The sequence below is a fragment of the Streptomyces cupreus genome (assembly GCF_014257025.1).
Lineage (GTDB): Bacteria > Actinomycetota > Actinomycetes > Streptomycetales > Streptomycetaceae > Streptomyces > Streptomyces cupreus.
This window is the reverse complement of sequence record NZ_JACMSF010000036.1, coordinates 69890-94358: the sequence shown is the minus strand read 5'-3', so window position 1 is coordinate 94358 and position 24469 is coordinate 69890. Positions and strand designations below refer to the sequence as shown.

The following is a 24469-nucleotide window of genomic DNA, read 5'->3' as shown; positions in this document are numbered from 1 at the left end:
AGTGATACGGCCGGGCCCCTTCGGGGATGCCCGTCGACCTGCGATGGTGCACCGACCGCCGGTCGCGGCGATCCGAACAGGTCCTGGATCAGGCCTTCTTGGTCTCCTAGTAATGGGCCGGGTCGGTGACCTGCGGGGATCTTTCCTGTGGGTCGCTGACCTGGTCTTTTGGTGATTGGTGGCGATGGGGTGCGACGGTCTTGAGCGGGTGTCTTGCGGACTGGGTGCGGACCGGGCGCAGGGGGCAATCGAGTCGGTTCACGAGTGGGTCTGATAAGGCGCGACTCAGTGCCTTGAAGATCACTTCTCGTGAATCGAGTGATCGTTCCCCGTGGGGTAGCGGTAGGTCACCGCGGAGGTCTTCGCCCTGGGATCCAGCAGCGCCTTGTGCTACGACTCAACCGTCAGGGTCTGCTCGTCGAGATCCAGGTGTACGGTTCCGCCGCCTTGGGCGCGGAGCTTCCGCCAGGCGTCGTATCCCGTCATGATCGCCTGCTCCCAGTCGGCGGAGCGCAGAACGCTGACTTCAAGGTGGGAAGTCATGGAGGCGATGGTCTTGATGAGTTCGTGGTCGATGTGGCGGACGTTCTCGAAGAACCCGTGGCGGGCCGCGTAGGAGAAGACGAGGGCCGAGATGCCCTCCTCGATGGCGATGGCACGGCCGCCGTCCTCGGCCTCGTCGGTCTTGGGGTCGCTCTTGCGCTTGCAGCGCAGCAGGAAGCGGGAGACGGGTGACCAGCCCAGGACGGTGGCGTGGGCGAGATGGAAGATGTCGTGGAATCGGTAGTCGTCGTCGATGTGGGATGCGTCGGTCAGCGGGTCTCCGCAGGGGACGCCGTTGTGGGTCAGGACGGCGACGGTACGCCCGTCGCGGTCGCGCTGCTGGAGGGTGAAGGTGAGGGTGGCCTGCCGTGGGAGCCGCTCGGCCTCGGGGAAGTGGGCGTCGAAGGTGATGCGATCGGCGTCAGGGGTGGTGCGCCACCGGTCGCTGATCTTGACGAGGTTGGCGGCGGCGACATCTTCGAGGTCGAGGTCGAAGCGGTGGGCGAGAGCGGCGACGTACCACAGGACGTCGCCAAGTTCTTCGCGCAGGTGCTGCTTCCCTGAGGCGAGGCCGGGCCCGTCACGCAGGCGCTTCTTGTAGGCGGTGGCGAGGGAGCCGACCTCGCCGGTGAGGCCGAGCAGGGGCACCACGATGGGGTCAGTCCCTGGCGCGGGCTCTTGGAGGGTCTTGATGGCGGCTTGCTGGTAGCGGTTGAGGTCCACAACTTCCTCCCGTCGGAAAATCCAGCATGCAGGTCGGGAATCCCGACCCCGTGTCGTATAGTAGAGCAGCGATGCTGGAAAATCAGACAGACGGGAGAGTCTCCTGAACACGATCGAGCCGTCCATGGAGGACATCGTCACCGTGGTCGTGGAGTTCCTGGCCGAACTACAGGACCGAGAACCCGATGAGCTGCGGATGGAACTGGAGGAGGCCGGCGAGGAACTGCCCGTCGACTCCATCCTCATCGTCGAGATCTTGACCCGCATTGAGGAGCGCTACGGCATCAGCGTCCCCGCAGACGAGGAGGCGGCTCGCTCCACCCGGTCGGTGCGCACCTTCGCCACCACCATCTTGAACGTGATCAACGAAAGGCGTAAGTCATGACCCCCGAACCTGCCGCACTCCGCGGCCGCGACCCTGAGCTCGAACTGCTTGGAGAGCGCCTTCGCAACACCCGCGACTACCTGGGCATGTCGCAGCAGCATGTCTCCGACATGACCGGCATCCCCCGATCGGCGGTCAGTGACATCGAGCGCGGCTCACGCCGGGTAGACAGCCTTGAGCTGAAGAAGCTCGCGCGCCTGTACATGCGGCCGGTGTCCTACTTCCTCGCCAAGGAGGAGGAGGCAGACCTGGGGGAGCACGCGCTGGCCGGGCTGCCGCGCGCCCTCGTCGGCTTGACCGACGGCGACTGGGAGGAGGTGCTCAGCTTCGCCGAGTTCTTGAAGTTCCGGCGGGCTGGCGAGCAGGAGCAGGAGCGCGGGGAGTGAACTGGGACGTGGCCCACAAGGTCGCCGCGATGGAGGCGGTAAAAGCACACCGCGACCTGGCCATCGACCGCAACGGGTACGTGGACGTGTACGGCGCACTTCAGCGTGCCGACGTCGTCGGGATGGCGCGGCCCATGCCACGACTGTTCGGGGTGTACGCCGCACCTCGGGACAACGGGCCCGCCGTGCTACTCAACGCCAACCTGGACATCGTGGCCCAACGGCACACCGCAGCACATGAGTTGGGGCACCACCGGGCCGGGCACGGCACGGCACTGGACGAGGAGCTGGACCGTGCCCGCACGTGGGGGGATGGGTCCTGGCCGGACGAGGAAAAGGTGGCGGAGGCGTTCGCGGCCTGGTTCCTCATGCCCCTGCCTGCCATCCAGACCGCGCTGGCCCAGATCGGGGTGCGTCGTCCGCTGGTCCCGGAGCACGCCTATCGGATCGCCCGCATCCTGGGCACCTCGTACGCCGGGACAGTGAACCACCTGCACCGGCTGCGGCTGCTGTCCCGGACGGAGAAGACCGAATGGCTGCGGGTCAAGCCCGCCTCCATCAAGGCGGACCTTGCGGGCGGCCCGGTCCCCGGGAAGGCCCACGTTCACCTGATCACCACCAGTGCACACGGCTCCACCGTGCGGGTGGATGCCAGCGACCTCGTGATCCTCGGCAACACCGGGGCGAAATTCGAGTACCTGTCGCCGGCACTGCAAGTCCCCGAAGAGGCGCCTGGTCAGCTCTCCCTGGGCGATGCCCCCGCCTCAGGATCTGCTGAGGTCATCGATGCGTTCATCGGAACCGCCTCGGCCACCGTGTACATCCCAGGGGCCTCCGAACTACTGGCCTTCACCCTGGAGCGCCAGGCCCCACGCGTCGGGGTCCAGAGCCTGTGGCCCGCCTGATCTACGCCTCCTCTTCTAGTCGTTCTCCCTCGCGCAGCTCCCCACTGGTACACCTCTAACGTCAGGAGCACGGAGATGTCCCTCTTTATCGTTGACAAGGCCAACACTTCGCTTGCCTGGCAAGAGGCATGTCGGAAACTCGACGTACCCGGCAATCCGAAGCGAGACGCCCTGCACACCTTGGTTCGCATCGGCAACGCTGCGGCAGAGGATCCGCAGGTGCGAGCCGAGTTCGACCAAATGCGCGAGGAGCGGGGCTATGCGCTGATCGAAACGGTGGCCAACACACTCTTCCCCGCCGAACTCGCGGCCGTCTCCCGCACCCCGGAAGAGTTGGTGCGCCGGTACCGGGCTATGTATCCGAGGCTGTGCCGCATCGACCGTGGAAATGCGACCGGCACCTACTTCGGACGCATCGTGGCCTACCCGGGGGAGCATGGTCCTGTGGACCAGCTGACCGCGCTCATTGATCGGATACGCCGCCAGGCTGCGGGCAGGGGACCGATGACTGCGGCGTACGAGATGGACATCGCTCATCCCGACGACCCGGCCGCTCCCGACCTCACAGGTGACGACCACGATACCGACACGGACACAGACACCTGGGCCACGCCGGTACACGCCGCCGGGAAGGACAACGGGTTGCGCGGCTTTCCGTGTCTGAGCCACTGCTCGTTCCAGCTGGACCGCAACCGGGTCCTGCACGCCGTGGCCCTCTACCGCAGCCACTACATGGTGGCCCGCGCCTACGGTAACTACCTGGGTCTGGGGCGGCTTCTGGCCTACCTGGCAGAGCACGCCGAGGTGCGCCCCGGCGCGCTGACGGTAATCGCCGGGCACGCCCAGATCGAGGGCGACATCACGGCCCTGCGGCCGGTACTGCGAGGCCAGGCCCGGCTGGCCGCCTGAACGGCACGGGCATCCGTCAACCGACCTGAAAAAACTTACGGGTTGATGCCCCACTTGGGCGGGAACCAGGCGGTCAGAGGGGCACTGTCGGGACGGTACAGCTGCTTGATGCGGCTGCGGCCACTGATGCCCGCGATGTCCGGGTGGACCACACGCGCGTACTTGTCGACCTCGCAGAACAGGTTCTGACAGTCAATCAGCTGCAAGGGGCGCCCGCGCAGTCCCCTGAAGGTGAGGCCGAGGCGAGCGAAGTGCTCCTCCTGGTTGTCCGCCATGTAGCGGATCACCTCGGCCTCGATGCCGCTCGCGTTGGCGCCGAAGCACTTCCGGATGCCATCGCGGGCACCCGGCCCGGGGACGACGAAGTCCATCTCGGAGAACGACAGCCCGGCCGCATAGTTGAGGTCGATCAGATACTGGTACGCAAGGAACGGGCCGAGCGCCGGAAAGCCCAACAGCACCTGGTATGCCTCGCGCATCGAGGCAGCCTCTTGCACCTGCTCGGGGGCCCCCTGTTCCATCAACATTTCGACCAGGCGCAGGTGATTACGATGCTTGCGCTGCTCCCCCAGATGCGGCGGCGGCGTGATGTAGGCGGCGGAATACAGGCGTGTACCCGACGCGAACGCCCGTGACAGCACCTGGTCCACGGCCCTGTAGTCGTAGCCCTGCCAGGTGATCTCACCCAGGTGCTCTTCGAGCAACTGCCAGGTCTGAACCTTGTTGAAGACCTTGAACAACAACGTGCGGAAGAACACTTCTTGCCACGTTTGGTCGCCGCGATATGACACCTGGCTGATCAGGTACTGGCTGACCCGATCAGCGGCCCGGAAGCAATTGGTGAACCTGTGCTGGACGAGCACGGGGTCCGGTACTGCCGGCGCCGAGACCTCCCCTAGGCGCGCCAGATACACCTGGTGCCGTGCAGCCGCGAACCGCCAATAAGTGTCGAACACCGGCGTGGGCTTCAGCACGCGCCCGGAGATCCGCACGGTGGCAGGCGGATCGCAGTCTTCCGCCTGGTGGATCTGTGGTCGGGCTTGCAACGTGGTGACCATGGGCACAATATATATTGAATCTAGATGAGCTGCCAGAGAGGGCGCAGGATGGAACTGCTGTGGCGCGCAGAACGCCGCAATACCCTCATCGCATGGCCAGATGCCGTCAACGAGCGCCTTGACCAACTGGTCGCAGCAGGACTCGCCGCTGGCGAGAACGTCAACCGCTCTCATCTACTCGCGGCCCTCGTGGTCCATGCCGATCTGTCACCCGAGTTCGTCGCCGGCGTCATGCGGGCCTACCGCACGCTGGGCAGCGATTCCCTGGATGAGGCCAATCGCTCTGGGGCTGAGCAGTGGCCCACAGTCCGGCGTCCTGGGCCTCGGCGAGTCTCTAGCCGTGACAGGGGCCCTGGCCCACTACGCGGTGAGGGATCCGCCGTCACCAACGACGCGCGTCAACCCCCGGACACGGCCACGGAGAAACTCCGTCCATAGAAGCGACCCCAGAGCTCGTAACAGGATCTTGTTGAGGTGTCCTGGTAGGGCGTTACCCTCAAGATTGCCGACGCCTTGCAGCTCGACGCTGCCGAGCTGGTGCGGGGGGCTCTCCGCCTCTGAACCTGAAGCGACCGCTGCGAAGTAACACGCAAACCTGCAAATCGACGGGGGACCACATGGGGCTTGCCAAGCGGCACTGGATGGAAGCTCAAGACCGCGGTTGGTACGCCGGCGGAGACCAGTGGGTGTGTGAGCAGTGTGTTGCTGAGCCCTTCCTGGCAAGCAAGGTCAGAGAGGCATCCTCGCCCGAGAAGGCATGCAGCTTCTGCGATGAAAGCCCGGCTGCTGAGCTAGACGTCTTCATCGAAGCATTCATGAATGGGGTCACACGTCGTTACGAGGATGCCGATAACGAGCACCGCTACGACTCGGAAACGGGCGAGTACCTAGGCAACACCTTCAGCACGGCGGAACTGGTCACCGAGGAATACGGGGACATCTTCGTTGAACCAGAATTCCAAGAGGCCGTGTGCGAGTCCATTATCGAAAGAACATGGACCGATAACGATTTCTGGCATTCTACGCCAAGTGAAGCTCTTAGTGCTGGCTGGGATCGGTTCCGCGAAGCCGTCATGTATGAATCTCGCTATGTCTTCTGGCTTCGCAGGGACTGGCAAGGCCAGGATTACGACGCCGACGGTGTCCACCCAGCCAAGGTGCTGCAAGCCCTCGGTGAGTACGTAGATAAGCACGCGCTGTACCGCACCATTGAAGTAGGCAAGATCTTCTGGCGAGCCCGTACGTGTACGGGTGCTGGAGCTTCCTGGGGGGCAAAGGATCTAGGAACGGCCGGACGTGAGCATGCGAAGCAAGCGAACCGCATGAGCCCGGCTGGCATCCCCATGTTCTATGGTGCCGAAGACGCAGACACTGCGGTCAGAGAAAGCCTCGTCCGAACCTCTGACACACACGTCAGTGTTGCTGCGTTCCAGACAACACAACCTTTCACCGTGGTCGATCTGACTGGAAGTAAGATCCCCGAGGTGCCCTCCGAGTTCGATGTCGAACGGTTTACCGAGCGACACCGAATCTTGTTCCTCAGGGACTTTGTCAAGGATCTGACTAAGCCGATCCGGGAGAGCTACGAACAAATCGACTACGTGCCCACTCAGATCTTGGTGGAGTACCTCCTCAAAGTGCACGAGCGCGCGGAAGGTGACGTAAGCGGCTTGATGTACACGTCTGCCGTGACAGGCGAGACCTGCATCGTGCTCGACGTCCCCAACAAGCGATGCATCGACCGGGACGACGAGATCGAGCGCTTCGCACAGGACAAGCTCCACCTGAAGATGGATGCTGCATCGCTGAGCACTTTCAAGATTAAGCGAGACTACGAGTCGATGCCGCCGGCCAACGACAATCCGTTCGCATAGTCGGGGTGACTTTCGGGGGGATTTTGAGTCCGTCAACAAGCGCTCTGGTCATTGCCTTGGTGGGTATCGCGGGCACGCTCGCTTCGGCGCTCCTCACCCAACGCAGTGCCAATAGCAGCAAGATGCGAGAACTTGAAAGGGTCGACGAGCAGCGCAGAGAAGACCGTGCCTACCAAGCCGAGCAAGCAGGAATAGAGGCCCGGCGTTCCTGCTATGTCGCGCTCAACATCGCCGCCCGTTTATATCAGACAGCACTAACTAACTACCTTGTTGCCATTCGTGCTGGTGCCGTGACCGATGAGATACGTGCCGATGTAGACGAAATGCGACGAGAGCACAGATCTCGTCATGCTGAAGCCCAGATGGTGGTGCCTGACTCTGTGCTTGAAGCGGCTGGCGCTGTCAACGGGAACCTCGGGAAGTTCTACGGAATCTTGAAGAGCATTGACCTTGGCACTGCAAACGCAGACGAAACGATTGAAGCAGCTGAAGCTCGACGCGTGAGATCGTGGGACTTTCTGAGTGAAATGAGAGCCGTTATGCGACGCGATCTGGGAATCGCTCCGTAAGGTCGCATAAAAGTGGAGGAGGAACTTCACACCCGCAGCCCATGAGGGCCTCGGCGTTCCTACTGCCAGCCGTCGAGGGAGACTTCCGGACCGCCCGCGAGGTAGCGGTGGAGGGCGCTGGCGGTGGTGTCCACGAACTTCGCGGGGATGGCGGCGGCATCGACCCAGCAGACCTGGGAGTGTTTGCGTGGTTCGCGGTTTTCGGGTTCGCCGGTCCATTCGTGGGCGGTGAAGACGACGGTGAGGAAGCCGTTGGGGGCCTCCACGCCCCAGGCGCCGTGGATGATGTGGGCGACCTTCAGGGCTTCCGGCTTCACGGCCAGACCGGTCTCCTCGTACAGCTCCCGCACTGCCGTCTCTGTGATGGGCTCGCCGGCTTCGCTCTTGCCGACAGGGAGATCCCACATGCCCTGGGCGAACTTGGCATTCTGGCTGCGCTGGAGGAGGACGACCCGGTTGGTGGCCTTGTCGTGGACGATGACGGCGGCGACCAGCAGGGTCATGGATTCGAGGGCGGGCGGCAGGGCTTTGGGCTGGTCGTCAGTTGTCCGCTGAGCCACGGCTGGTGTCCCTTCGTCGGCCGGATGGTGGCAGCTTAGGCCAGCGCTTCGCGTGCGCGGCGGGCGAGTTCGGCGGCCCCAGGCACTTTGCGACGCTGGTAGACGGACAGGGTGGAGCGGAGCGAGGTGATCGCTTTGCGCGTACGGTCGGACGTCATGCCCTCCATCAGCGTCAGAGCCTGTGACCACGCGGCGACGGCCTCATCGGCGCGGGCCTGGGCGGCGAGGCTGTCGCCGAGGTCGGCGTGCGTGAGGGCGTGGACGCGCTTGTACTTCTCGGGGTCCCAGCGCACCAGGGCGTCGCGGTGTTGTTGCTCGGTGCCGACGTGGTCGGCGAGGTCGGTCAGGGTGCGGGCGGTGTGGCTGGCAACGGTGCCGGCGGCCGGGCCGCTGACGCGGGAGTAGCTGGGCTGGGGACCGTCGTCGCGCAGGAGGGCGTCTTCGGCGGCGAGCAGGGCGCGGGCTGCTGCTGGCTTCGCGCCGACCGCAGCGTATGCGCGGGCGTGGGTGATGTGCAGTAGCGCCTCGGTCTGGCCGTCGACGTGGCCCAGGCCGCGGGTGAGGGCTCCTTCGACGAGGTCGACGCAGTGGTGGGGCTGTTTGAGGCTAAGGGATTGGTGGGCGAGGGCGCGCATCATCCAGGCGGCGTGGCCGCGCGGGTCGGCTTCGCAGGCGAGTTGGTAGCCGACCTGGTAGTAGCGCTGTGCTGCACCTTCCTGGCCGAGGTCGTGGTGCTTCCACCCAGCAAGGTACGCGAGTTCGGCGACGGCACCGAAGGCCGCTTGCCGTAGGGCTTCGTTCGGGAAGCGTCCGCGGAGCATGGGAGCGGCGGTGTCGGCGAGGTAGGCGGTGACGGTGGTCAGGCCATGGCCGCCGCCGAGGCGTTCGTCAGCCGCACTGAAGGCTGCGGTGATCTGCCGTACGACCTCCACGTCCTCGATCCCGACCAGCGAGCTGCCGGTGCGGGCCCGCAGCATGCGGGCGGTGACCTCGTGGTCGTAGACGAGAGGCATGGCCACGCCGGCCGTAGTAAAGGCAGCCGCGGCAAGGAAGCGGCGGCGTTCGACGTCGGCACGGCCGAGATCGGTTGCGGCCAGAACCGGATCGGGCTCCTGCGCCACCGCAGTTTCGGGTGCTCGAAGGCCGATCTCGACCGGAGTGATGGGGCGGCCTATCCGGCGGGACAGCGCCTCAGCGAGGTACTGGCCGGTCCGTCCGGTCGGCCGACGTGTGCCGTTGGCCCAGTGGGAGACGGCCGACTTGTTGGTCTGGAGGATCTCGCCGTTCTCGGCCGCGATACGCCGGATGTCCTTCGCCAGAGCCTCGTAGGTGCAGCCGATCGCCTCGATGACGTCACGCAGGCGGGAGTTGGGACCTCTCGGCGCTGCTGCCACGATCGCCTCCGCTCAGGAGCTGTAAACCGCGTATACCGCTTCAACTGCCTCTCACCGTACCCACTGTGCGTGACGGAGGGTTCACTAATCATCAGCCGCCCGGCCCCGGTCCGACACCGCGACCAGGCTCCCCCCTTCGGCCGGGCGGCCCCCGAAGTTCCGTACACCTACACCGGGTTCGGGCATTCCTGTGCCCGAACCCGGCCGATCAGAGACGGAGACACGGTGACCACCATCGACACCAAGGCCATCACGGTCGAGCTGCCCGAGGCGTTCGACGAGCGCTGGAGCCGCTTGCCCGGCATCCAGGTCGACGGCCGGCGCATCACCATCGACCCGGCCGAGTACTTCTTCCGCTTCGAGTCCAGCTCCTGGCTCGTCGCCGACTGGGAGCTGGTCAAGTCCCAGCTCCTGGAGGTGCAGGAGAGCACTGAGAGCGCCGTCGAGCAGCTCGCACTGGACTTCATCAAGGCCCACGCCGAGTCCACCTCGGACGCCGCCCACGTGCTGTCCACCGCCCACGCGGTGTACGCGTACCTCTTCCGCGACGAGCACCTCGCTGGCCTCGGCCTGCCGCAGATCACCGCCGAGCATCTGCGGATGCTGCGCGAGGCGGCCACGCTGATGGCGCTGAACAAGGTGGAGCTGGACGGGCACATCTCCAACGTCGGCCCGTGCTGGTTCTTCCCCGCCGCCACCTCCGTCGTCTTCGACCTGAGCGACGAGATGGGCGGCATGCTCGACGAGGTTTACCACGGCGGCTGGTTCAACGAGCACCGCCGCATCGAATCCATCAAGGCCCACGCCGCCCTTGGTGGCCGACTTGTGCACGGCTGCCAGTCCGTGCCGGACCAGACCGGTGGCGTCGTCGCGCCCTACGGTGCGTCGATGGCCACCTTCCGTGACGACCTCGCGGCCTTCAAGGCCGGATGGATCGAGCAGGTCTACGCCCACCGCGTGAGCCCAGCCGCGTAACACCGCACACCAAGCTCCGGGGCGGGCTGGCACCTCTCGCCCGCCCTGGACGCCCTCAACCTCCTTGGAGCCCCCACGTGACCGCGAACCCCAGCGCCGAACTCCTCGACAACCTGCTCACCATGGCCGGCCGCACCACCGCCGTGCGCGAGGAGGTGCGCGTGTGGTCCATGTCCGGTGTCGAGCGCCTTACCTTCGCCGACTCCACCGCCGCGATCTTCAAGTACGCGAAGCGGCCCTTCGACAGCGAGGATCAAGCTCTCCGTTTGGCGCACACGCTCGGCGTTCCCGTCCCGCAGCTCCACGCCTCTGCGGTCCTGGACGGCTGGCTCGGCATGCTCATGGAGGACCTCGACCCCGCCGTCCGCGACGCCGACGACCTTGACGGCACCGCCGCGGCCGTGGTCCTGCACGGCACTCGCACTGCTCCCGCCCTGCCCGTGCTCGACCAGGCCCGCCTCCGCACGCTGCCGGATCGGGCCCTGGAGCACCTCGCCCGACTCCGCAAGGCCGACCGGTGGCAGGAGGCGGACGACGTCGAGGACGCGCTCGATCGGATCGCCCAGGCCGCCGAGACACGCTCGGCTGGTACGACGGTGGCTCCGTTCGGCTGGGTGCACTCCGAGTTCCACCCCACCAGCCTCCACATCGGCCGGCACGGCTGGCGGCTGCTGGACTTCGCCCGCGCCTTCACCGGCCCCGGCCTGCTCGACCTCGCCAGCTGGCACGGCACTGTCGACGCCCCCGACCCCGTACGCCTGCGGGTCTTCCTGGAGCAATACGTCACCGCCGGCGGCACCCCCGACGCCCTCACCCAGCGTGGCGGGCTCACCGCCGAGAATTGGGCCCTGGGCTGGCATCGCATGTGGGCAGTCGAGTGGTTCATGGAGCAGTCCATCCGCTGGATCAACGACCCGGCCACCGACCCCGCCTACATCAAGGCCGTACGCCGCCACCTCACCGACGTCCTCCACTTCCTGGAGGTCTAGGTGCTCGCCCACGCTTCCCCCTGGTACGTCCACGCCCTACAACGCACCACGGCAAACCCTGCCGAGCCACTCTCGGTCCCCGCGCGGATGGAGTGGACCACGCGGCCGGGCACCGGGCCCGGCGCCGAGATTCTCGGCCCGGACCTGCGGCGCAAGCGGCTGCTGGAACTCGGCTGCGGCCCCGGCCACAACGCCGCCCACCTCGCCACCCGCTACGGTGCCCAGGTCACCGGCGTCGACCTCGTCGGCCTGCAGGTCCGTCGAGCCCGCTCGCACTACGGCCGGCTGAACAGCCTCACCTTCGTGGCGGGCCACGCTCTGTACTACCTGCAAGCCTCAGACGAGCAATTCGACGCGGTTTACTCCGTCTTCGGTGCCATCGGGCTCGTCGCCCCCGAACTCCTACTCCCGGCCATCGCCCAGCACCTCAAGCCCGGCCGCACTCTCGCCTTCTCCGTTCCCCACCCGCAACGCGGCGGCCTCTGCCCGGCCACCGACGACCGGCCGCGCCGCGAGTACGTCACCCTCCCCGACCGCACCCGACTGCCCCTCGCCCGCTGGGACTTCGACGCCGACCGCTGGGAGAAACACCTCGACCGCGCTGGCCTCTGGCTGACCTCGGCCAAGGAGTTCCACGACGCCCGCCACGGAGGCTGTTGGCCCACCACCCTGCTGATCACCGCGCGCAAACTCTGACCCTCACCCCGGCTCCCCTGGGAGAATCCGATGCGCCCGCCCTACCTGCTCCTCGACATCGACGGCGTCCTCATACCTTTCCCCGACGCGGAGGGCTCGACCCCAGCCACCCACGCCCGCCACGACGTCGTCCCCACTGGCCGCAGCGCCGACGCCCCGGTCACCATCTGGCTCAACCCCGCCCATGGCCCCATGCTCATGGAAGTGATCCGTACCGGCATGGTCACGCCAGTCTGGTGCACCAGTTGGCGCCAGGACGCCGCCACTCTGATCGGACCGCTCCTCGGTCTCCCACCCCTGCCGCACGTCGATCTCCCGCGCCCCAAGATCACAACAAGCCACCCCAATGGCTACCTGTGGAAACGCGACTACGTCGACGCGTGGCTGGCTGACGCCCCCGCTGTGTGGATTGACGACGACTTCACTGACCTCGACCACTCCTGGGCCGCGGAGCGCACCGCCCGTGGCGCGGCGACCTTGCTGGTACAGCCTGATCCCCGTGTCGGGCTGCAGGCTGAACACCTGGCCGAAGCCCGAGCGTGGTCCGGGCGGCTGCTCGCCGTGCGGACTGGTGCACCCGCTGCTCCAAGCGGAACCGAAGCAGCCTGACGCGAAGCCGTGGCAGAACAGTCGATGCCCCCGCCGCGCCGTATGGCGAGGGCATCCGACCGGGTTCAGCGGTGCCGACCACGTTCTTCGGGCGCCATGTTCACTGGTGTGGCCGGAGGACGTGGAGCGGCGGACATGGACGTCGTGCCGCTGATGGTGCTTTGCCTACGTGCTGCCTGAGCGCGCCTGTTCGGTTGAGCGGTGATGCGCCAGTTGAGGACCTCGGCGGGATGCTCGGCACTGTCGAGTTCCCTCCGGGCGCCGACCTCGGACAGGAGGCGGCGGGGGTTGTGGCCGACGGACTCGGCGCGGGCGAGGGTCGTGGTAAGGGCCGGCCAGGCGGGATCGGCGAGGATGCGGTCGGCGTGGTCGGGGAGGACTGCGCGCAGATCCTGCTCGAAGCGGCTGGAGGTTGTGGCGCTGGGTGCCCGACGGGTGAGATCCGCCAGGACTGGCTGGGCGGACTGCTGGTAACCGGCCTGCAGGTGGCGGAAGGCTTCTTCGGCCGCTGCGGCCTGCTGCTCGTGGCCGGCGCTGCTCATGCCACTTGGCGGCGGCGTGCGCCACGTGGAGCGCGGCGAAGATCAGGGCGATGGCGAGTCCGCCCGGATCGTGTGTGGCATAGGCGAGTTCCTTGGCGGCTTCCCGGAGGGCGGTGGCTGCCTGGTGGTCGGCCCGGATTGCTGAGCGGCGGGCGCGGTTGAACGCCCTTGCCGCTGCTTGCAGTTCGGCCCGGTGCTCGCCCTGGGTGGCAAGGGCCAGGTTGTGGAGGGCGTCACCGAAGGCATCCAGGTGACCCTGGGCCACGGCGTCGTCGCCCGAGTCGAGGACGGAGTGGGCGTCGCGGATGGCGGTTTCGGCGCGGTGCCACGGTTCGGCCGGGTCTGCCACCTGCTGAGGGCGGTCGGCCAGGTCCTGGGTGGGAAGGCGTTCGCAGAGACGGTCGTAGGACAGGTCAGGGGCGAGCTTTGAGCCGCCGTACCAGACCGGCTCGCCTCGGGCGGTGTCGCCGGGCGCGGCCAGGCTGTAGCCGGTCACCTCGCCGGTCTCGGGGCCGATGCGCGGCCTGACCTGGATGCCGAGGGAGCGCAGCACGGTGAAATACTCGTCGATGCTGCGTACGGCGGCGGCGACCGCGTACGCCTGCTCGCGCAGCCACTCCCGCGCGGTCTCATCCCGGTCTTGGCGCTCGGCCTTCGCGCGCTCGGCGCCGGTGGGGGTGCGCGGGGCGGTGAGGTCGCCGGACTTGAGGCGGCGCAGCCCGAACTCGGCCTCGATCTTGCGGCATTCGCGCTGTGCCCGCCAGCCTTCCCGGTTCGTGCGGGGGCGACGGCCGTCGGCACGGACGGTGGTCGCGAGGATGTGGATGTGGTCGTCGGCGTGCCGGACCGCGATCCATCGGCATTCCCGCTCGTCGCCCTCGGGGGCGATGCCCGTGGCGGCGACGACGCGGCGGGCGACCTCGGCCCACTCGGCGTCGGTGAGGTAGCGGTCGCCGGGCGCGGTGCGTACGGGGCAGTGCCACACGTGCTGCGGCGGCTTCTTTCCGCCGAGTTCACGGGTGCGCAGGTCGACGTGGTGGTCCAGGCGCCGGGCGAGCTGGGTGTAGGTGGCGGTGGGGTCGCGGCCGGGGTCGGGGGCGCCGGCCATGTCCCAGGCAGCCACGATGTGGGGGTCCGTGTGCTCGTCGCGTCGCCCCTTGCCGAAGAGGTAGTTGATCAGGCCGAGTGTGCTGGAGCCGGTGGAGACGTCAGGCACCATGACCGGCCCCTTCCGCCAGGAGCCGGTCCATCAGGGCGTAACTGGCCTGGGCGGCCTGCTCGATGCGGTCGAGGACGGCCTCGGTGCGCTCGGGTATCGCGCCGGAGTGGATGGCTGCCGTGATCTGGTTGAGGTTAGTGCCGATCCGGTTCAACGCTTTTGTGTGCGCTTCGATGGCCTCCACCAGCGGGCGGATGGGGTCGTCCTCCGGACTGCCGGCCATTCCCGCCTTGCCGAGCGCGACGGCCAGGGCGGCGTCACCGACGAAGCCGGCGAACTTCTGACGGCGCCGCCTGGCCTCGGCGTCGATGAGGCGGACCGCGGTCGGGGTGAAGCGGATCTTCTTCTCCTGGTCGCGCTTCTCAGTGGTGCGCTTGCGGTTCATCCGCGAGGGCAGCACGGGGGCGTCGGGCTCACGCCACGAGGGCTGCTCAACGGCGGCGGGAGTTTGCGGATTGGCGGACGGCTCGGCGTGTGGGGTGACGGAGTCGGCGACGGGCTGCTTGGCGCCGTCGGCGGCAGGCGTGGTGCAGGGCTCGTTCACCCCTTCCCCAGGCTCGGGCGCCCGCTGGCGCCCGGCCCCCTCTTCCTCCGCCACCCCAGGGGCGGGGGCAAGCGCGGACGAAGCCCCATTAGGGGCTCGTTCGCTCCAGCTTGCTGCTGTTCGTCGGTCACGCCCGAACCAACCCCAGCGGCGGGAGGAAATGGGGTTCGTGTCGTTCTCGGTGTGCATGGTGGTGCTCCGGTGCAGAGGGGATGGGGCTGTGTCACGTCCGTCGCATCCGTCGCATGCCTGGTCAGCGCGGGGACGGACACGCGGGCAGGTACGGAGAACTCCGTCCCGGCGAGAGAGTCCGTCCCCGCGCTGACCTGCACGGGGACGGATGCGACGCGGTGATACGGACCCCGGTGGGATCAGAGAGCGCGCTTGAGTCCGGCGGGGCCACCGGGCGGGCCGACAGGCAGCGTCCCCGCCGGGGCGGCGGGCGGCCTGCCCTGGGCCACGCGGGCAGGGGCAGCGCCGCGTTCGGGCTCGGGTGCCGCCTCGACGAGGTCGGGGCAGTTGCGGGCCCAGGCATCCAGGAACCGATTGCGCATGTACGCCTTGGCCTGCCTGCCCTTGTCGAACCGGTAGTTGGCCGGGCTGATGTTGAAGTCCCGCAGCAGGTTGCTCAGGTGGTAGGCGTTCAGCCCTTTGGTGCCGTGCTCCGCCCACGGGGCCTCGGCGTCCTGGATCAGAGCGGCGACCAGATCCTGGGTGGCCAGGGCCTCGGGATTGTCCGCCTGCGCGAAGATGCGATGGATGTCGCGCAGCAGCCGCGTCTTGAGGCTGCTCTGCTCGTCCTGGACCGCCTCGTGGCGGGTCATGGCCAGGCAGGCAGCGCGAGCCTCGGCGGGCCAGTGGCCGCCGGCCAGGTCGGCGATGATGACCAGCGGCTCCCAGGTGTCCGCCGCCCGGTCCTCCACCGGCATCTGCGGCACCTTGCGGGCAGCCTGCCCGCGCAGCGGGCCCAGCCAGGCAGCCAGCTGATCACGCAGCGCGTTGAGTTCGGGCACCGAATACCGGGAGCGGAAAGGGGTGACCTTCTCGCCCGGCTTGCGCTTCGGCATCCGCAGCACGACCGCCCGGTCCATGACCGTGTCCGGCAGGTCACCGATCCCCGCGATGGCGGCCATGGCGAAGGTGGGGAACGGAGTCGGTTTGTGGTCCGGACCGGAGATCCGCCAGGCGGGCCGGTTGCGCTGGTGCCCGGCATTCAGCAGGCCGCGCAGGATCTCACTGTCACCACTCGCCTTGGGGCCGAAGATGGTGTCCGCCTCGTCCACCAGCAGGGTGGGCGGGTTCTTGCCGATGATGCGGAAGATGACCGCCGGGGAGGTGTTCACCGTCATCATCGGCTGGTGCACGGTCTCGTGGAGCACGTCCAGAACCCGGGACTTGCCGCAGCCCTTCGTCGGGCTCACCACCGCAAGACGCGGCGCGTGCTGCAGAGCCGTCTGGATGTGCGTGGCCGCCACCCACAGGGTGACCGCGGTCAGCGCCTCCTCGCTGGGCAGCACCACGTACCGGCCGATCGCTGCCCGCAACCCGTCCAGCAGCGCGACTCCGTCAGCGGCTACCTGAGCACCGGCGCCTTCATGGCCTCCGGCGCGTGTCCCGCCATCGATGGCCGAGAGCTCTTGTTGCTCGGCCCGCTCCACGGGGACGTCGGTCCCCGGCGACAGGTGAGGGCCGTTGTTCCGGTCCCCAGTGCGGTCCCCTGGTGCAGCTCCAGAGTCTTGGGGACCGGTCCCCGTTGGCGCTCCGATGCCGCTGACCTGCACGTTTCCAACGGATGTGGGTATGGGGACCGTGGCTCGCGCCGACCGGGGACTGGATGCATCGCGGGGACGGTCCCCTGACACCGCAGCAGCAGAATGCTCCTCCCCGCGGCGTCCCGGGACGCCTTGGCCGGGGACCGCGACCTCGGGCCAGCTGACCTTGGGGACCGTGTTCGGGTTGGTGGGGGACGTAGAGTCCTCCATAGACGTTCCTCTCAGACGAGGGGCAGGACGGGCAAGGTTCAGCCCCTCGTCGGCTTGTTCGTTCAGGGATGGGCGGTGTGCGGGGGACTCTCCGGCCCTCGGCGTTGGCGCGCCGAGGGCCGTTGCCGTGTCCGGCGCCGACGGCTCAGGAGGCCAGACCCCACTCGTCTCGGCCGTCGATCAGCGCCTGCTCGTACCGCAGCAGTTCGGCCTCGGGGTACAGCACCCGCTTGCCGATCTTGATGCTGCGCGGCCCCTTCTCGATCTGGCGCCAGTAGCGGACGGTGCTCTCCGCTGTGCGGTAGCGCTCGGCGACTTCGGCGGTGGTCAGGTATCGCATGCATTCCCAATCGACTAGGTGGCAATCCGGTCTGCATAGGTTGTACCCGACGATCGCCGGTCATCCAAATCGGCAAGCGTATGTTTCAATTGGGAAAGTGATGGTCAGGATGGAGGCCCGATGACAGGCGACAAGGTCGACGGCGGTGAGGTGCCGCTGCTCTACAGCGAAGGCAACATCGCCGCCCGGGTGGCGCTGGAGCGCGAGGTCAGGGGATGGAGCACGATCGAGCTGGCGGACCGGGTGTCCAAGGCCGGCGTCAAGATGAACCAGACCGCGGTCTGGCGCATCGAGAACGGCACCCCGCGCCGCCGTATCAACGTCGACGAAGCCCTCGCCTTCGCCCGCGTCTTCGAGCTGCCCCTCGAAGAGCTGATGTCCCCGCCTCTGGAAGGGCTGGACCTCGACAGCAGACGGCTCGTCCAGGAAGCCGTCGAGGCGTACTACGAGACACGCGACGCCGAGGACCGGCTGCACCACGCCGTCGTCGGCATCGCCGAGTACATCCAGGCCCACCCCGACAGCTCACGAGCCATCCATGAGCAGTGCCTTCGCCTCATGGGCGACGAGCGCGACGCCCGCACCCTCACCGAGCACATCGAGGGCGGCGGCTACCACCGATAACCAACCCAAGGGAGAAGCCACTTGGCCAACATCCAGAAGCGCCCCAACGGCAAATGGCGGGCCCGCTACCGCGACCTCGACGGCAAGGAGCACGCCCGTCACTTCGACCGCAAGCTCGACGCCCAGCGCTGGCTCGACGAGGTCACGGCCAGCATCGTCACCGGCCAGTACGTCGACCCGCAGGCCGGACGGATCACCTTCGAGAAGTACGCGAAGAAGTGGGAGGAGTCACTCATCGCCAGCGAGGCGGGCGAGCGCATCACCGACAACGCGCTCCGGCTCCACCTCGTCCCGGCGCTCGGCTCCCGAGCCATGGCAGCGATACGCCGTAACGACCTTCAGGTGCTCTTCAAGAGCCTGTCGGAGCTGCTCGGCCCCGGCAGCGTGCGCAACGTCTACGACGTCCTCGTACGCCTCATGGCCGCGGCCGTCGAGGACAAGGTCATCGCCTCCAGCCCGTGCCGCCGGATCACCCTCCCGCCCACGCCGGACGAGGAGGTCACCCCGCCCACGGTCGCGCAGGTCGAGGCCATGGCCCGTGTGATGCCGCCGTACATCCGTGCGGCGATCGTTACCCTCGCCGGATCGGGCTTGCGAATAGGCGAGTTGCTCGGCCTCAAGGTGTCGGACGTCGACTTCAAGGCGGGCACCATCCGGGTCGAGCGCCAGCGACTCCAGTCCGGGAAGATCGGCCCGCCGAAGACCGCAAAGTCCCGGCGTACCGTCCCGGTCGGCGAAGTCGTCACCGACGCCCTCCTCACGCACCTCGCTGCACGTCCCTCCAAGGAGTGGCTGTTCACGATGGAGGAGGGCGAGCCCCTCAACTACCGCCGTTGGAAGACCGAATGGAACTGCGCCCGCAAGGCGCTCCAGGCGGCGGAGAACAAGGCGGCCGAGCACGAGGGCCGCAAGCCCGTCGAACTGCCGCACATGGTGACCCACGACCTGCGCCACTTCTACGCCTCCGCCCTCATCGCCGGCGGAGCGAGCGTCAAGCAGGTCCAACTCGTCCTGGGCCACGCATCCGCCGTTATTACGCTGCGGATCTACGCCCACCTGTGGCCGGGCGAAGAAGACCGCACCCGCTCCGTCATGGACGCCGTTCTCGGCGGCCTGCAGACCGGGTGCGGACAGGTAGGCGATGCGACCCGCGAAACCGCAGGTCAAACGGCCTAGCCATAGATCAAGCCTTCTTGGTCTCCCAGAAGATCTTGTCGATCTGGGCGATGTAGTCCAGCGCCTTCTGGCCGGTGGCCGGGTCGGTGGACGCCTTCGCGGCCGACAGGGCCTTCAGGGCGTCGTTGACCAGCTGGTGCAGCTCCGGGTACTTCTCGAAGTGCGGGGGCTTGAAGTAGTCGCTCCACAGGACCGACACGTGGTGCTTGGCGAGCTCGGCGCGCTGCTCCTTGATGACGGTCGCACGCGCCTGGAAGTGCGGGTCGTCGTTGGCGGCCATCTTCTCCTGCACGGCCTTGACCGACTCCGCCTCGATGCGGGCCTGGGCAGGGTCGTACACACCGCAGGGCAGGTCGCAGTGCGCGCTGACCTTCACCTTGGGGGCAAACAGGCGGGAAAGCATGGAGCATTCCTTCCTCGTGATCGTCTTCTCAGGTGGGACATTACTCCCTGGGGGACGGGTTTTCGCGAGTGCCCCCATGGGCTTAGGACAAAAGTCCAGGGTCAGACTGAGACTGGTGGAGGATAGGACCGGGGAGGTGCCGGTGATGCCGGAACTGTCGCAGGAGACCGAGCGCGGGCGGCCGTTGCTGCCCTTCGGGCCGGCCGAGGTGACCGGGCCGTCGATGGTGCCCACGCTGAACCACGGGGACCGGCTGCTGGTGCACTACGGTGCCCGCATCCGGCCCGGTGACGTGGTCGTTCTGCGTCATCCGTTCCAGCAGGACCTGCTGGTCGTCAAGCGGGCCGCGGAGCGCCGCGAGGGCGGCTGGTGGGTGCTCGGGGACAACGCGTACGCGGGCGGGGACAGCACCGACTACGGGACGGTCCCGGCGGAGCTGGTGCTGGGCAAGGTGCGGGCCCGTTTCCGGCCGCGCAGGACGGATCAGCGCTCGCCGTTGGCGCTGGTGCTCTGGGCGCTGTCCGCGGTGCGGCCCGTGCTGTCCGACCGGTCCGCCTCCAGGCGTTTGCGGGCCCGGTAGGCGGCCACGTTCGCGCGGGTGGCGCAGCGGTCGGAGCAGTAGCGCCGGGAGCGGTTGGTCGAGGTGTCGAGGTAGGCGTTGCGGCACGGCGCTGCCTCGCACAGGCCGAGCCGGTCCACGCCGTACTCCGTCAGATGGAAGGCCAGGCCCATCGCCGCGATGGCCGCGTAGCCCGCGGTCGCGTTCGAGGGGTGGTCGGCGAGGTGCATGTGCCACAGCGGGCGGCCGTCGTCGTCCCGGAAGTCGTGCCCGGAGATCTGCGGGCTGACCGGGAACTCCAGCAGCAGTGAGTTCAGCAGGTTGACCGCCAGGGTCTCATCGCCCTCGTCCGCGGCCTCGAACACCGCCCTCAGCCGTGCGCGGACCGAGCGGAAGCGGCTGACGTCGGCTTCGGTGGCGCGCCGGGCCGCGTCCTTGCTGACGCCGAACAGATGGCGGACGGCCTCGACGGACGTCAGCGTGTCCTTGCCCCGGGCGGGGTCCTCGCTGTTGACGAGACGTACCGCGTAGTCCGAGTAATAGGCCAGTTCCACTTGTAGTCCTTACGGAGGCGTTCTATGGTCGTGCTGCGGTCGGGTAACAGACGGTCGTGCTTCCAGGGTATTACGAGTACGTCCGAAGAGGGGGCTCCCATGACGACCAGTACCGGAACCGACTGGCACGCCTGGCAGGAGAGCTGGGACCGGCAGCAGGAGTGGTACATGCCCGACCGGGAGGAGCGCTTCCGGATCATGCTCGACATGGTCGAGGCGCTCGTCGGGCCCGAGCCCCGGGTGCTCGACCTGGCCTGCGGCACCGGCTCCATCACCGCCCGTCTGCTCGCCCGCCTCCCCGGCGCCACCAGCACCGGCGTCGACCTCGACCCGGCCCTGCTCGCCATCGCCGAGGGCACCTTCGCGGGCGACGAGCGGGTCTCCCTCGTCACCGCCGACCTCAAGGACCCGGACTGGCCGGCGAAGCTGCCGCACGAGTCGTACGACGCCGTCCTGACCGCCACGGCCCTGCACTGGCTGCACAGTGAACCCCTCGCGGCCCTCTACGGTCAGGTCGCGGGTCTGGTCCGCGACGGTGGTGTCTTCATGAACGCGGACCACATGATCGACGACACGACGCCCCGGATCAACGCGGCCGAGCGGGCGCAGCGGCACGCGCGCATGGATCGGGCCAGGAGCGATGGCGCCCTGGACTGGGCCGAGTGGTGGCAGGTCGCCGCCAAGGACCCGGTCCTCGCCGAGCCGACGGCCCGCCGCTTCGAGATCTACGGCGAGCACGCCGACGGCGACACGCCCTCCGCCCAGTGGCACGCGCGCGTGCTGCGCGAGAAGGGGTTCGCCGAGGCGCGGCCGGTGTGGTGCTCGCCGTCGGACACGCTGTTGCTGGCGCTGAAGTAGCCCACCGGGCGCCCGCGCACGGAAAAGGGGCGGTACGGGAATCCCGTACCGCCCCTTCTCATGCCCGTGTCACAGGACCTTCGACAAGAACGCCTTCGTGCGCTCGTGCTGCGGGTCCGTCAGGACGTCGCGCGGGTTGCCGGACTCGACGACCACACCGCCGTCCATGAAGACGAGGTTGTCGCCCACCTCGCGGGCGAAGCCCATCTCGTGGGTGACGACGACCATCGTCATACCGGACTCGGCGAGGTCGCGCATGACGTCGAGGACGTCACCGACCAACTCCGGGTCCAGGGCCGAGGTCGGCTCGTCGAACAGCATCAGCTTCGGGTCCATCGCCAGCGCACGGGCGATCGCCACCCGCTGCTGCTGGCCGCCGGAGAGCTGCGAGGGGTAGTTGCCGGCCTTGTCGCCGAGGCCGACCTTCTCCAGCAGCTCCCGCGCCCGCTCCCGGGCCCGGGCCTTGCTCGCGCCCTTGACCTGGATCGGCGCCTCCATGACGTTCTCGACGGCCGTCATGTGCGGGAACAGGTTGAACCGCTGGAACACCATGCCGATGTCCCGGCGCTGCTGCGCGACCTCGCTGTCCTTGAGCTCGTACAGCTTGTCGCCCTTCTGGCGGTAGCCGACCAGCTCACCATCGACGTAGAGCCGACCGGCGTTGATCTTCTCCAGGTGGTTGATGCACCGGAGGAAGGTGGACTTGCCGGAGCCGGAGGGGCCGATGAGGCAGAACACCTCGCCGGTCTGCACCTCCAGGTCGATGCCCTTGAGGACCTGCACGGCGCCGAAGGACTTGTGGACGCCCTCGGCCTTCACCATGGCGGTCATCTCACTTGCCCCTCTCGCTGCCCAGGCCGAGCATGTTCGCCTTGATCTTCTGCCACGGCGTCGGCGGCAGCTGACGCAGCGAACCACGGGCGTAGCGGCGCTCCAGGTAGTACTGGAAGACGCTGAACACGCTGGTCATGACCAGGTACCAGATGCACGCCACGAACAGCATCTCCATCACGGCGTACGACGTGGAGCCGATCGTGGAGGTGGCGCGCAGCAGTTCGTTGTACGTCACCGCGTACACCAGCGACGACGTCTTCAGCATATTGATGAACTCGTTGCCGGTGGGCGGCACGATCACCCGCATCGCCTGCGGGATCACGATACGGCGCAGGGTCTTCGCGTGGCTCATGCCGAGCGCGTGCGAGGCCTCGGTCTGGCCCTCGTCGACGGCCATCAGACCGGCGCGGCAGATCTCCGCCATGTACGCGGCCTCGTTCAGGCCGAGGCCCAGCAGGGCGGCCATGAACGGGGTCATGACGTCGACCATCTCGTCCTTGTAGATCGGACCGAGATTCAGCGTCGGGAAGATCAGCGCCAGGTTGAACCAGAGCAGGAGCTGGACATAGACCGGCGTACCGCGGAAGAACCAGATGTAGACCCAGGCCACCCAGCTTGTCACCGGGTTCTTGGACAGGCGCATCACGGCCAGGATCACGCCCAGGACCACGCCCATGACCATCGCCAGGACGCTGATCAGCAGGGTGCGGCCGGCGCCGGCGAGGACCGTGTCGTCGAACACGTAGTCGCCGACCGCGTCCCACTGGATCTTCTCGGCGCTGGCGAAGGCGTTGACCAGCAGGGCCACCAGGGCCAGCACGACCACACCACTGACCCAGCGGCCGTAGTGGCGGACCGGGATGGCCTTGATCGCCTCGGGCGGGAGGTCCCCGCCCTCCTTGGAGACAGCGGCCGACGGCTTGGCGTCGGCCGGCTCCTTGTCGAACTTGTCAGTCACGGTGACTGCCCTTCAAAGGTGCTCGGGACGGTCACTTGCCGCCGTTGATCGCGGCCTTGTCGATCGCGCCGGTCTCGGCGCCCCACTTCTCCAGGATCTCCTTGTACGTGCCGTCCTCGATGATCGCGTTGACGGCCGCTTCCAGAGCCTCGGTGAGCTGCTTGTTGTCCTTGTTGACGGCGATGCCGAACGGACCGGCGTCGACCTGCTCGCCCACGACCTCGAAGGCGTTGCCGCCGTCGGCCTTGCGGGCCAGGTCGATCGCGACCGGGTAGTCGTTGACGCCCGCGACCGCGCCGCCCGACTTCACTCGGGTCTGGGCCTCGGTGTCATTCTCGAACGACTCGATCTTGATCGCCTTGTCGCCGGCGTCCGTGCACTTCTTGGACTGGTCCTTCAGCGCCTGCTCGTACGTCGTGCCGCGCTGCACGGCGGCCGTCTGGCCGCACAGGTCCTCGATCGAGTTGATCTTCTTGGGGTTGCCCTTCTGGACGTACACGGCGGTGCCGGCCACGAAGTAGTCGACGAAGTCGACACCCGGGCCGAGCTTCTTGCCCTTGTCGTCCAGGCCCTCCTGGCGCTGCTTGTTGTCCGTGATGGACGACATCGCGATGTCGTAGCGACCGGAGTTCAGCGAGGTGATCAGGCCGTCGAAGGAGCCGGAGGTGAACTTGAACTCCACGCCCAGCTTCTCGCCCAGCGCGGCGGCGATGTCGGGGTCGACGCCGACGATCTTGCCGCCCTCCTGGAACTCCATGGGTGCGTACTCGGCGTTGGTGCCGACCTGGATCTCGCCCGCGTCCTGGATCTTCTTGGGCAGCTTGGAGAAGAGCGGCGCGGTGCTCGACGTCCCGGTCTCCTTCGACTCCGAGGTGTCGCTGCCGTTGTCGGTCTGGTCACCGCAGCCGGTGAGAATCAGTGCGCCTGCGACCGCGATCGAGCCGACCGCTGCCAGCCGGGAGCGCGTGGCGGTCGTACGACGGGTGGTGCGTGCGGTCATGGTGGGTTCCTCCGGCGGATGGGTGGAGTTGCCGATGGGGGCGGACGCCTGCCGATGGGGTCGACAGATGTCTTGGGTCTTGGGTCGACGAGAGCACACGCCTTCGAGTGTCGCGACCTCGTGTGATTACGGCATCTTGCCATTCGGACTCAGCGATTCAGGGGGCCAGCTATGTCAAAATCGGATAACGGGTGACCCCCGAACCGCAACAGGTTGGTACATCACGACCGCACCTTCTGCGGGAATCTCCCCTTCCGGCCGGAAGATCTTCGGCGCATCTCAGGGTGCGGACGACCGGACG

At 67.5% G+C, this 24469-nt stretch carries 26 protein-coding genes and 1 pseudogene; 14 read left to right on the top strand and 13 right to left on the bottom strand.

Going from position 1 to position 24469, the window contains the following annotated elements:
- Positions 1-390: 390 nt before the first annotated feature.
- Positions 391-1266, bottom strand: coding sequence for a MazG nucleotide pyrophosphohydrolase domain-containing protein (locus H4N64_RS28660; protein WP_186285321.1), 876 nt, complete (start codon positions 1264-1266; stop codon positions 391-393).
- 124 nt (positions 1267-1390) lie between these two features.
- Between H4N64_RS28660 and H4N64_RS28655 the strand changes: the two genes are divergently transcribed.
- The 4 genes from H4N64_RS28655 (at position 1391) to H4N64_RS28640 (ending at position 3851) form a co-directional block, all read left to right on the top strand.
- Positions 1391-1651: an acyl carrier protein gene (locus tag H4N64_RS28655; RefSeq protein ID WP_150477331.1), complete on the top strand. Its 261-nt coding sequence runs from the start codon at positions 1391-1393 to the stop codon at positions 1649-1651.
- The gene (locus tag H4N64_RS28650) at positions 1648-2037 is read left to right on the top strand and encodes a helix-turn-helix domain-containing protein (protein ID WP_186285320.1); all 390 of its coding nucleotides are present in this window, start codon (positions 1648-1650) and stop codon (positions 2035-2037) included. Before H4N64_RS28655 ends, H4N64_RS28650 begins: the two co-directional genes overlap by 4 nt.
- Complete coding sequence (locus H4N64_RS28645; RefSeq protein ID WP_186285319.1) at positions 2034-2942, top strand: ImmA/IrrE family metallo-endopeptidase; 909 nt, start codon at positions 2034-2036, stop codon at positions 2940-2942. The genes H4N64_RS28650 and H4N64_RS28645 overlap by 4 nt, the downstream gene beginning before the upstream one ends.
- 75 nt (positions 2943-3017) lie before the next feature.
- Positions 3018-3851, top strand: a complete 834-nt coding sequence (locus H4N64_RS28640; protein WP_186285318.1) for a hypothetical protein — start codon at positions 3018-3020, stop codon at positions 3849-3851.
- 35 nt (positions 3852-3886) lie between these two features.
- Here the strand turns inward: H4N64_RS28640 and H4N64_RS28635 are convergent, their stop codons facing one another.
- Positions 3887-4909 (bottom strand): nucleotide kinase domain-containing protein, encoded by a 1023-nt coding sequence (locus H4N64_RS28635; protein WP_186285317.1) that lies wholly within the window; start codon positions 4907-4909, stop codon positions 3887-3889.
- A 617-nt stretch (positions 4910-5526) separates the two neighbouring features.
- On the opposite strand from H4N64_RS28635, the gene H4N64_RS28630 reads away from it, so the two are divergent.
- Positions 5527-6783, top strand: a complete 1257-nt coding sequence (locus H4N64_RS28630) for a HEPN-associated N-terminal domain-containing protein (protein ID WP_186285316.1) — start codon at positions 5527-5529, stop codon at positions 6781-6783.
- A gap of 5 nt (positions 6784-6788) precedes the next feature.
- Entirely contained in the window at positions 6789-7352 is a 564-nt protein-coding gene (locus tag H4N64_RS28625; RefSeq protein ID WP_186285315.1) for a hypothetical protein, read from the top strand.
- Between the two features lie 59 nt (positions 7353-7411).
- On the opposite strand, the gene H4N64_RS28620 is transcribed toward H4N64_RS28625, so the two are convergent.
- Positions 7412-7912 carry an NUDIX domain-containing protein gene (locus tag H4N64_RS28620; protein ID WP_186285314.1) on the bottom strand — a complete coding sequence of 167 codons (501 nt, stop codon included), beginning with the start codon at positions 7910-7912 and terminating at the stop codon, positions 7412-7414.
- Between the two features lie 35 nt (positions 7913-7947).
- Positions 7948-9306: a tetratricopeptide repeat protein gene (locus tag H4N64_RS28615; RefSeq protein ID WP_186285313.1), complete on the bottom strand. Its 1359-nt coding sequence runs from the start codon at positions 9304-9306 to the stop codon at positions 7948-7950.
- Between the two features lie 225 nt (positions 9307-9531).
- Between H4N64_RS28615 and H4N64_RS28610 the strand changes: the two genes are divergently transcribed.
- The 4 genes from H4N64_RS28610 (at position 9532) to H4N64_RS28595 (ending at position 12575) form a co-directional block, all read left to right on the top strand.
- Positions 9532-10281, top strand: coding sequence for a hypothetical protein (locus H4N64_RS28610; protein ID WP_186285312.1), 750 nt, complete (start codon positions 9532-9534; stop codon positions 10279-10281).
- A 77-nt stretch (positions 10282-10358) separates the two neighbouring features.
- A complete protein-coding gene (locus H4N64_RS28605) occupies positions 10359-11270 on the top strand; it encodes a phosphotransferase family protein (RefSeq protein ID WP_186285311.1) in 912 nt (303 codons plus the stop codon).
- Positions 11271-11966: a methyltransferase domain-containing protein gene (locus H4N64_RS28600; protein ID WP_186285310.1), complete on the top strand. Its 696-nt coding sequence runs from the start codon at positions 11271-11273 to the stop codon at positions 11964-11966.
- Positions 11967-11996: 30 nt separating this feature from the next.
- Positions 11997-12575: an HAD domain-containing protein gene (locus H4N64_RS28595; protein ID WP_186285309.1), complete on the top strand. Its 579-nt coding sequence runs from the start codon at positions 11997-11999 to the stop codon at positions 12573-12575.
- 65 nt (positions 12576-12640) lie between these two features.
- On the opposite strand, the pseudogene H4N64_RS28590 reads toward H4N64_RS28595, so the two are convergent.
- The 4 genes and pseudogenes from H4N64_RS28590 to H4N64_RS28575 all read right to left on the bottom strand — a co-directional run bounded on the left by H4N64_RS28590 (position 12641) and on the right by H4N64_RS28575 (position 17202).
- Positions 12641-14336 (bottom strand): annotated as a pseudogene (locus H4N64_RS28590) (relaxase/mobilization nuclease domain-containing protein).
- Positions 14326-14880 (bottom strand): MobC domain-containing protein, encoded by a 555-nt coding sequence (locus H4N64_RS45620; RefSeq protein ID WP_418896299.1) that lies wholly within the window; start codon positions 14878-14880, stop codon positions 14326-14328. Before H4N64_RS45620 ends, H4N64_RS28590 begins: the two are co-directional and overlap by 11 nt.
- Before the next feature lie 371 nt (positions 14881-15251).
- Positions 15252-16424: a DUF3631 domain-containing protein gene (locus H4N64_RS28580; RefSeq protein ID WP_186285327.1), complete on the bottom strand. Its 1173-nt coding sequence runs from the start codon at positions 16422-16424 to the stop codon at positions 15252-15254.
- Between the two features lie 583 nt (positions 16425-17007).
- Positions 17008-17202, bottom strand: coding sequence for a helix-turn-helix transcriptional regulator (locus tag H4N64_RS28575; RefSeq protein ID WP_186285307.1), 195 nt, complete (start codon positions 17200-17202; stop codon positions 17008-17010).
- A gap of 120 nt (positions 17203-17322) precedes the next feature.
- On the opposite strand from H4N64_RS28575, the gene H4N64_RS28570 reads away from it, so the two are divergent.
- Positions 17323-17826: a helix-turn-helix domain-containing protein gene (locus H4N64_RS28570; protein WP_186285306.1), complete on the top strand. Its 504-nt coding sequence runs from the start codon at positions 17323-17325 to the stop codon at positions 17824-17826.
- A 21-nt stretch (positions 17827-17847) separates the two neighbouring features.
- A complete protein-coding gene (locus H4N64_RS28565; RefSeq protein WP_186285305.1) occupies positions 17848-19002 on the top strand; it encodes a tyrosine-type recombinase/integrase in 1155 nt (384 codons plus the stop codon).
- Positions 19003-19009: 7 nt separating this feature from the next.
- Here the strand turns inward: H4N64_RS28565 and sodN are convergent, their stop codons facing one another.
- Positions 19010-19405: a superoxide dismutase, Ni gene (gene sodN, locus H4N64_RS28560; protein WP_020123534.1), complete on the bottom strand. Its 396-nt coding sequence runs from the start codon at positions 19403-19405 to the stop codon at positions 19010-19012.
- A gap of 145 nt (positions 19406-19550) precedes the next feature.
- Between sodN and sodX the strand changes: the two genes are divergently transcribed.
- Positions 19551-19985 carry a nickel-type superoxide dismutase maturation protease gene (gene sodX, locus H4N64_RS28555; RefSeq protein WP_186285326.1) on the top strand — a complete coding sequence of 145 codons (435 nt, stop codon included), beginning with the start codon at positions 19551-19553 and terminating at the stop codon, positions 19983-19985.
- On the opposite strand, the gene H4N64_RS28550 is transcribed toward sodX, so the two are convergent.
- The gene (locus H4N64_RS28550; protein ID WP_186285304.1) at positions 19889-20518 is read right to left on the bottom strand and encodes an ABATE domain-containing protein; all 630 of its coding nucleotides are present in this window, start codon (positions 20516-20518) and stop codon (positions 19889-19891) included. The two genes, sodX and H4N64_RS28550, sit on opposite strands and share 97 nt — an antisense overlap.
- A gap of 99 nt (positions 20519-20617) precedes the next feature.
- Here H4N64_RS28550 and H4N64_RS28545 point away from each other — a divergent pair, with 99 nt between their 5' ends.
- On the top strand, positions 20618-21376 hold the full coding sequence (locus H4N64_RS28545; RefSeq protein ID WP_186285303.1) for a class I SAM-dependent methyltransferase: 759 nt from the start codon (positions 20618-20620) through the stop codon (positions 21374-21376).
- A gap of 69 nt (positions 21377-21445) precedes the next feature.
- On the opposite strand, the gene H4N64_RS28540 is transcribed toward H4N64_RS28545, so the two are convergent.
- The 3 genes from H4N64_RS28540 to H4N64_RS28530 are packed head-to-tail and all read right to left on the bottom strand — an operon-like array spanning position 21446 to position 24168.
- A complete protein-coding gene (locus H4N64_RS28540; protein ID WP_272491824.1) occupies positions 21446-22207 on the bottom strand; it encodes an amino acid ABC transporter ATP-binding protein in 762 nt (253 codons plus the stop codon).
- A gap of 1 nt (position 22208) precedes the next feature.
- The gene (locus H4N64_RS28535; RefSeq protein ID WP_186285302.1) at positions 22209-23168 is read right to left on the bottom strand and encodes an ABC transporter permease subunit; all 960 of its coding nucleotides are present in this window, start codon (positions 23166-23168) and stop codon (positions 22209-22211) included.
- 31 nt (positions 23169-23199) lie between these two features.
- A complete protein-coding gene (locus tag H4N64_RS28530) occupies positions 23200-24168 on the bottom strand; it encodes an ABC transporter substrate-binding protein (protein ID WP_186285301.1) in 969 nt (322 codons plus the stop codon).
- Positions 24169-24469 lie beyond the last annotated feature (301 nt).

What these genes read in the sequence shown, in the direction of transcription:
- H4N64_RS28570 (WP_186285306.1), top strand. Translation starts at nt 17,323, where the DNA reads ATGACAGGCGACAAGGTCGACGGCGGTGAGGTGCCGCTGCTCTACAGC.
- H4N64_RS28630 (WP_186285316.1), top strand. Translation starts at nt 5,527, where the DNA reads ATGGGGCTTGCCAAGCGGCACTGGATGGAAGCTCAAGACCGCGGTTGG.
- H4N64_RS28655 (WP_150477331.1), top strand. Translation starts at nt 1,391, where the DNA reads ATGGAGGACATCGTCACCGTGGTCGTGGAGTTCCTGGCCGAACTACAG.
- sodN (WP_020123534.1), bottom strand. Translation starts at nt 19,405, where the DNA reads ATGCTTTCCCGCCTGTTTGCCCCCAAGGTGAAGGTCAGCGCGCACTGC.
- H4N64_RS28640 (WP_186285318.1), top strand. Translation starts at nt 3,018, where the DNA reads ATGTCCCTCTTTATCGTTGACAAGGCCAACACTTCGCTTGCCTGGCAA.
- sodX (WP_186285326.1), top strand. Translation starts at nt 19,551, where the DNA reads ATGCCGGAACTGTCGCAGGAGACCGAGCGCGGGCGGCCGTTGCTGCCC.
- H4N64_RS28575 (WP_186285307.1), bottom strand. Translation starts at nt 17,202, where the DNA reads ATGCGATACCTGACCACCGCCGAAGTCGCCGAGCGCTACCGCACAGCG.
- H4N64_RS28540 (WP_272491824.1), bottom strand. Translation starts at nt 22,207, where the DNA reads ATGACCGCCATGGTGAAGGCCGAGGGCGTCCACAAGTCCTTCGGCGCC.
- H4N64_RS28635 (WP_186285317.1), bottom strand. Translation starts at nt 4,909, where the DNA reads ATGGTCACCACGTTGCAAGCCCGACCACAGATCCACCAGGCGGAAGAC.
- H4N64_RS28545 (WP_186285303.1), top strand. Translation starts at nt 20,618, where the DNA reads ATGACGACCAGTACCGGAACCGACTGGCACGCCTGGCAGGAGAGCTGG.
- H4N64_RS28650 (WP_186285320.1), top strand. Translation starts at nt 1,648, where the DNA reads ATGACCCCCGAACCTGCCGCACTCCGCGGCCGCGACCCTGAGCTCGAA.
- H4N64_RS28595 (WP_186285309.1), top strand. Translation starts at nt 11,997, where the DNA reads ATGCGCCCGCCCTACCTGCTCCTCGACATCGACGGCGTCCTCATACCT.
- H4N64_RS28530 (WP_186285301.1), bottom strand. Translation starts at nt 24,168, where the DNA reads ATGACCGCACGCACCACCCGTCGTACGACCGCCACGCGCTCCCGGCTG.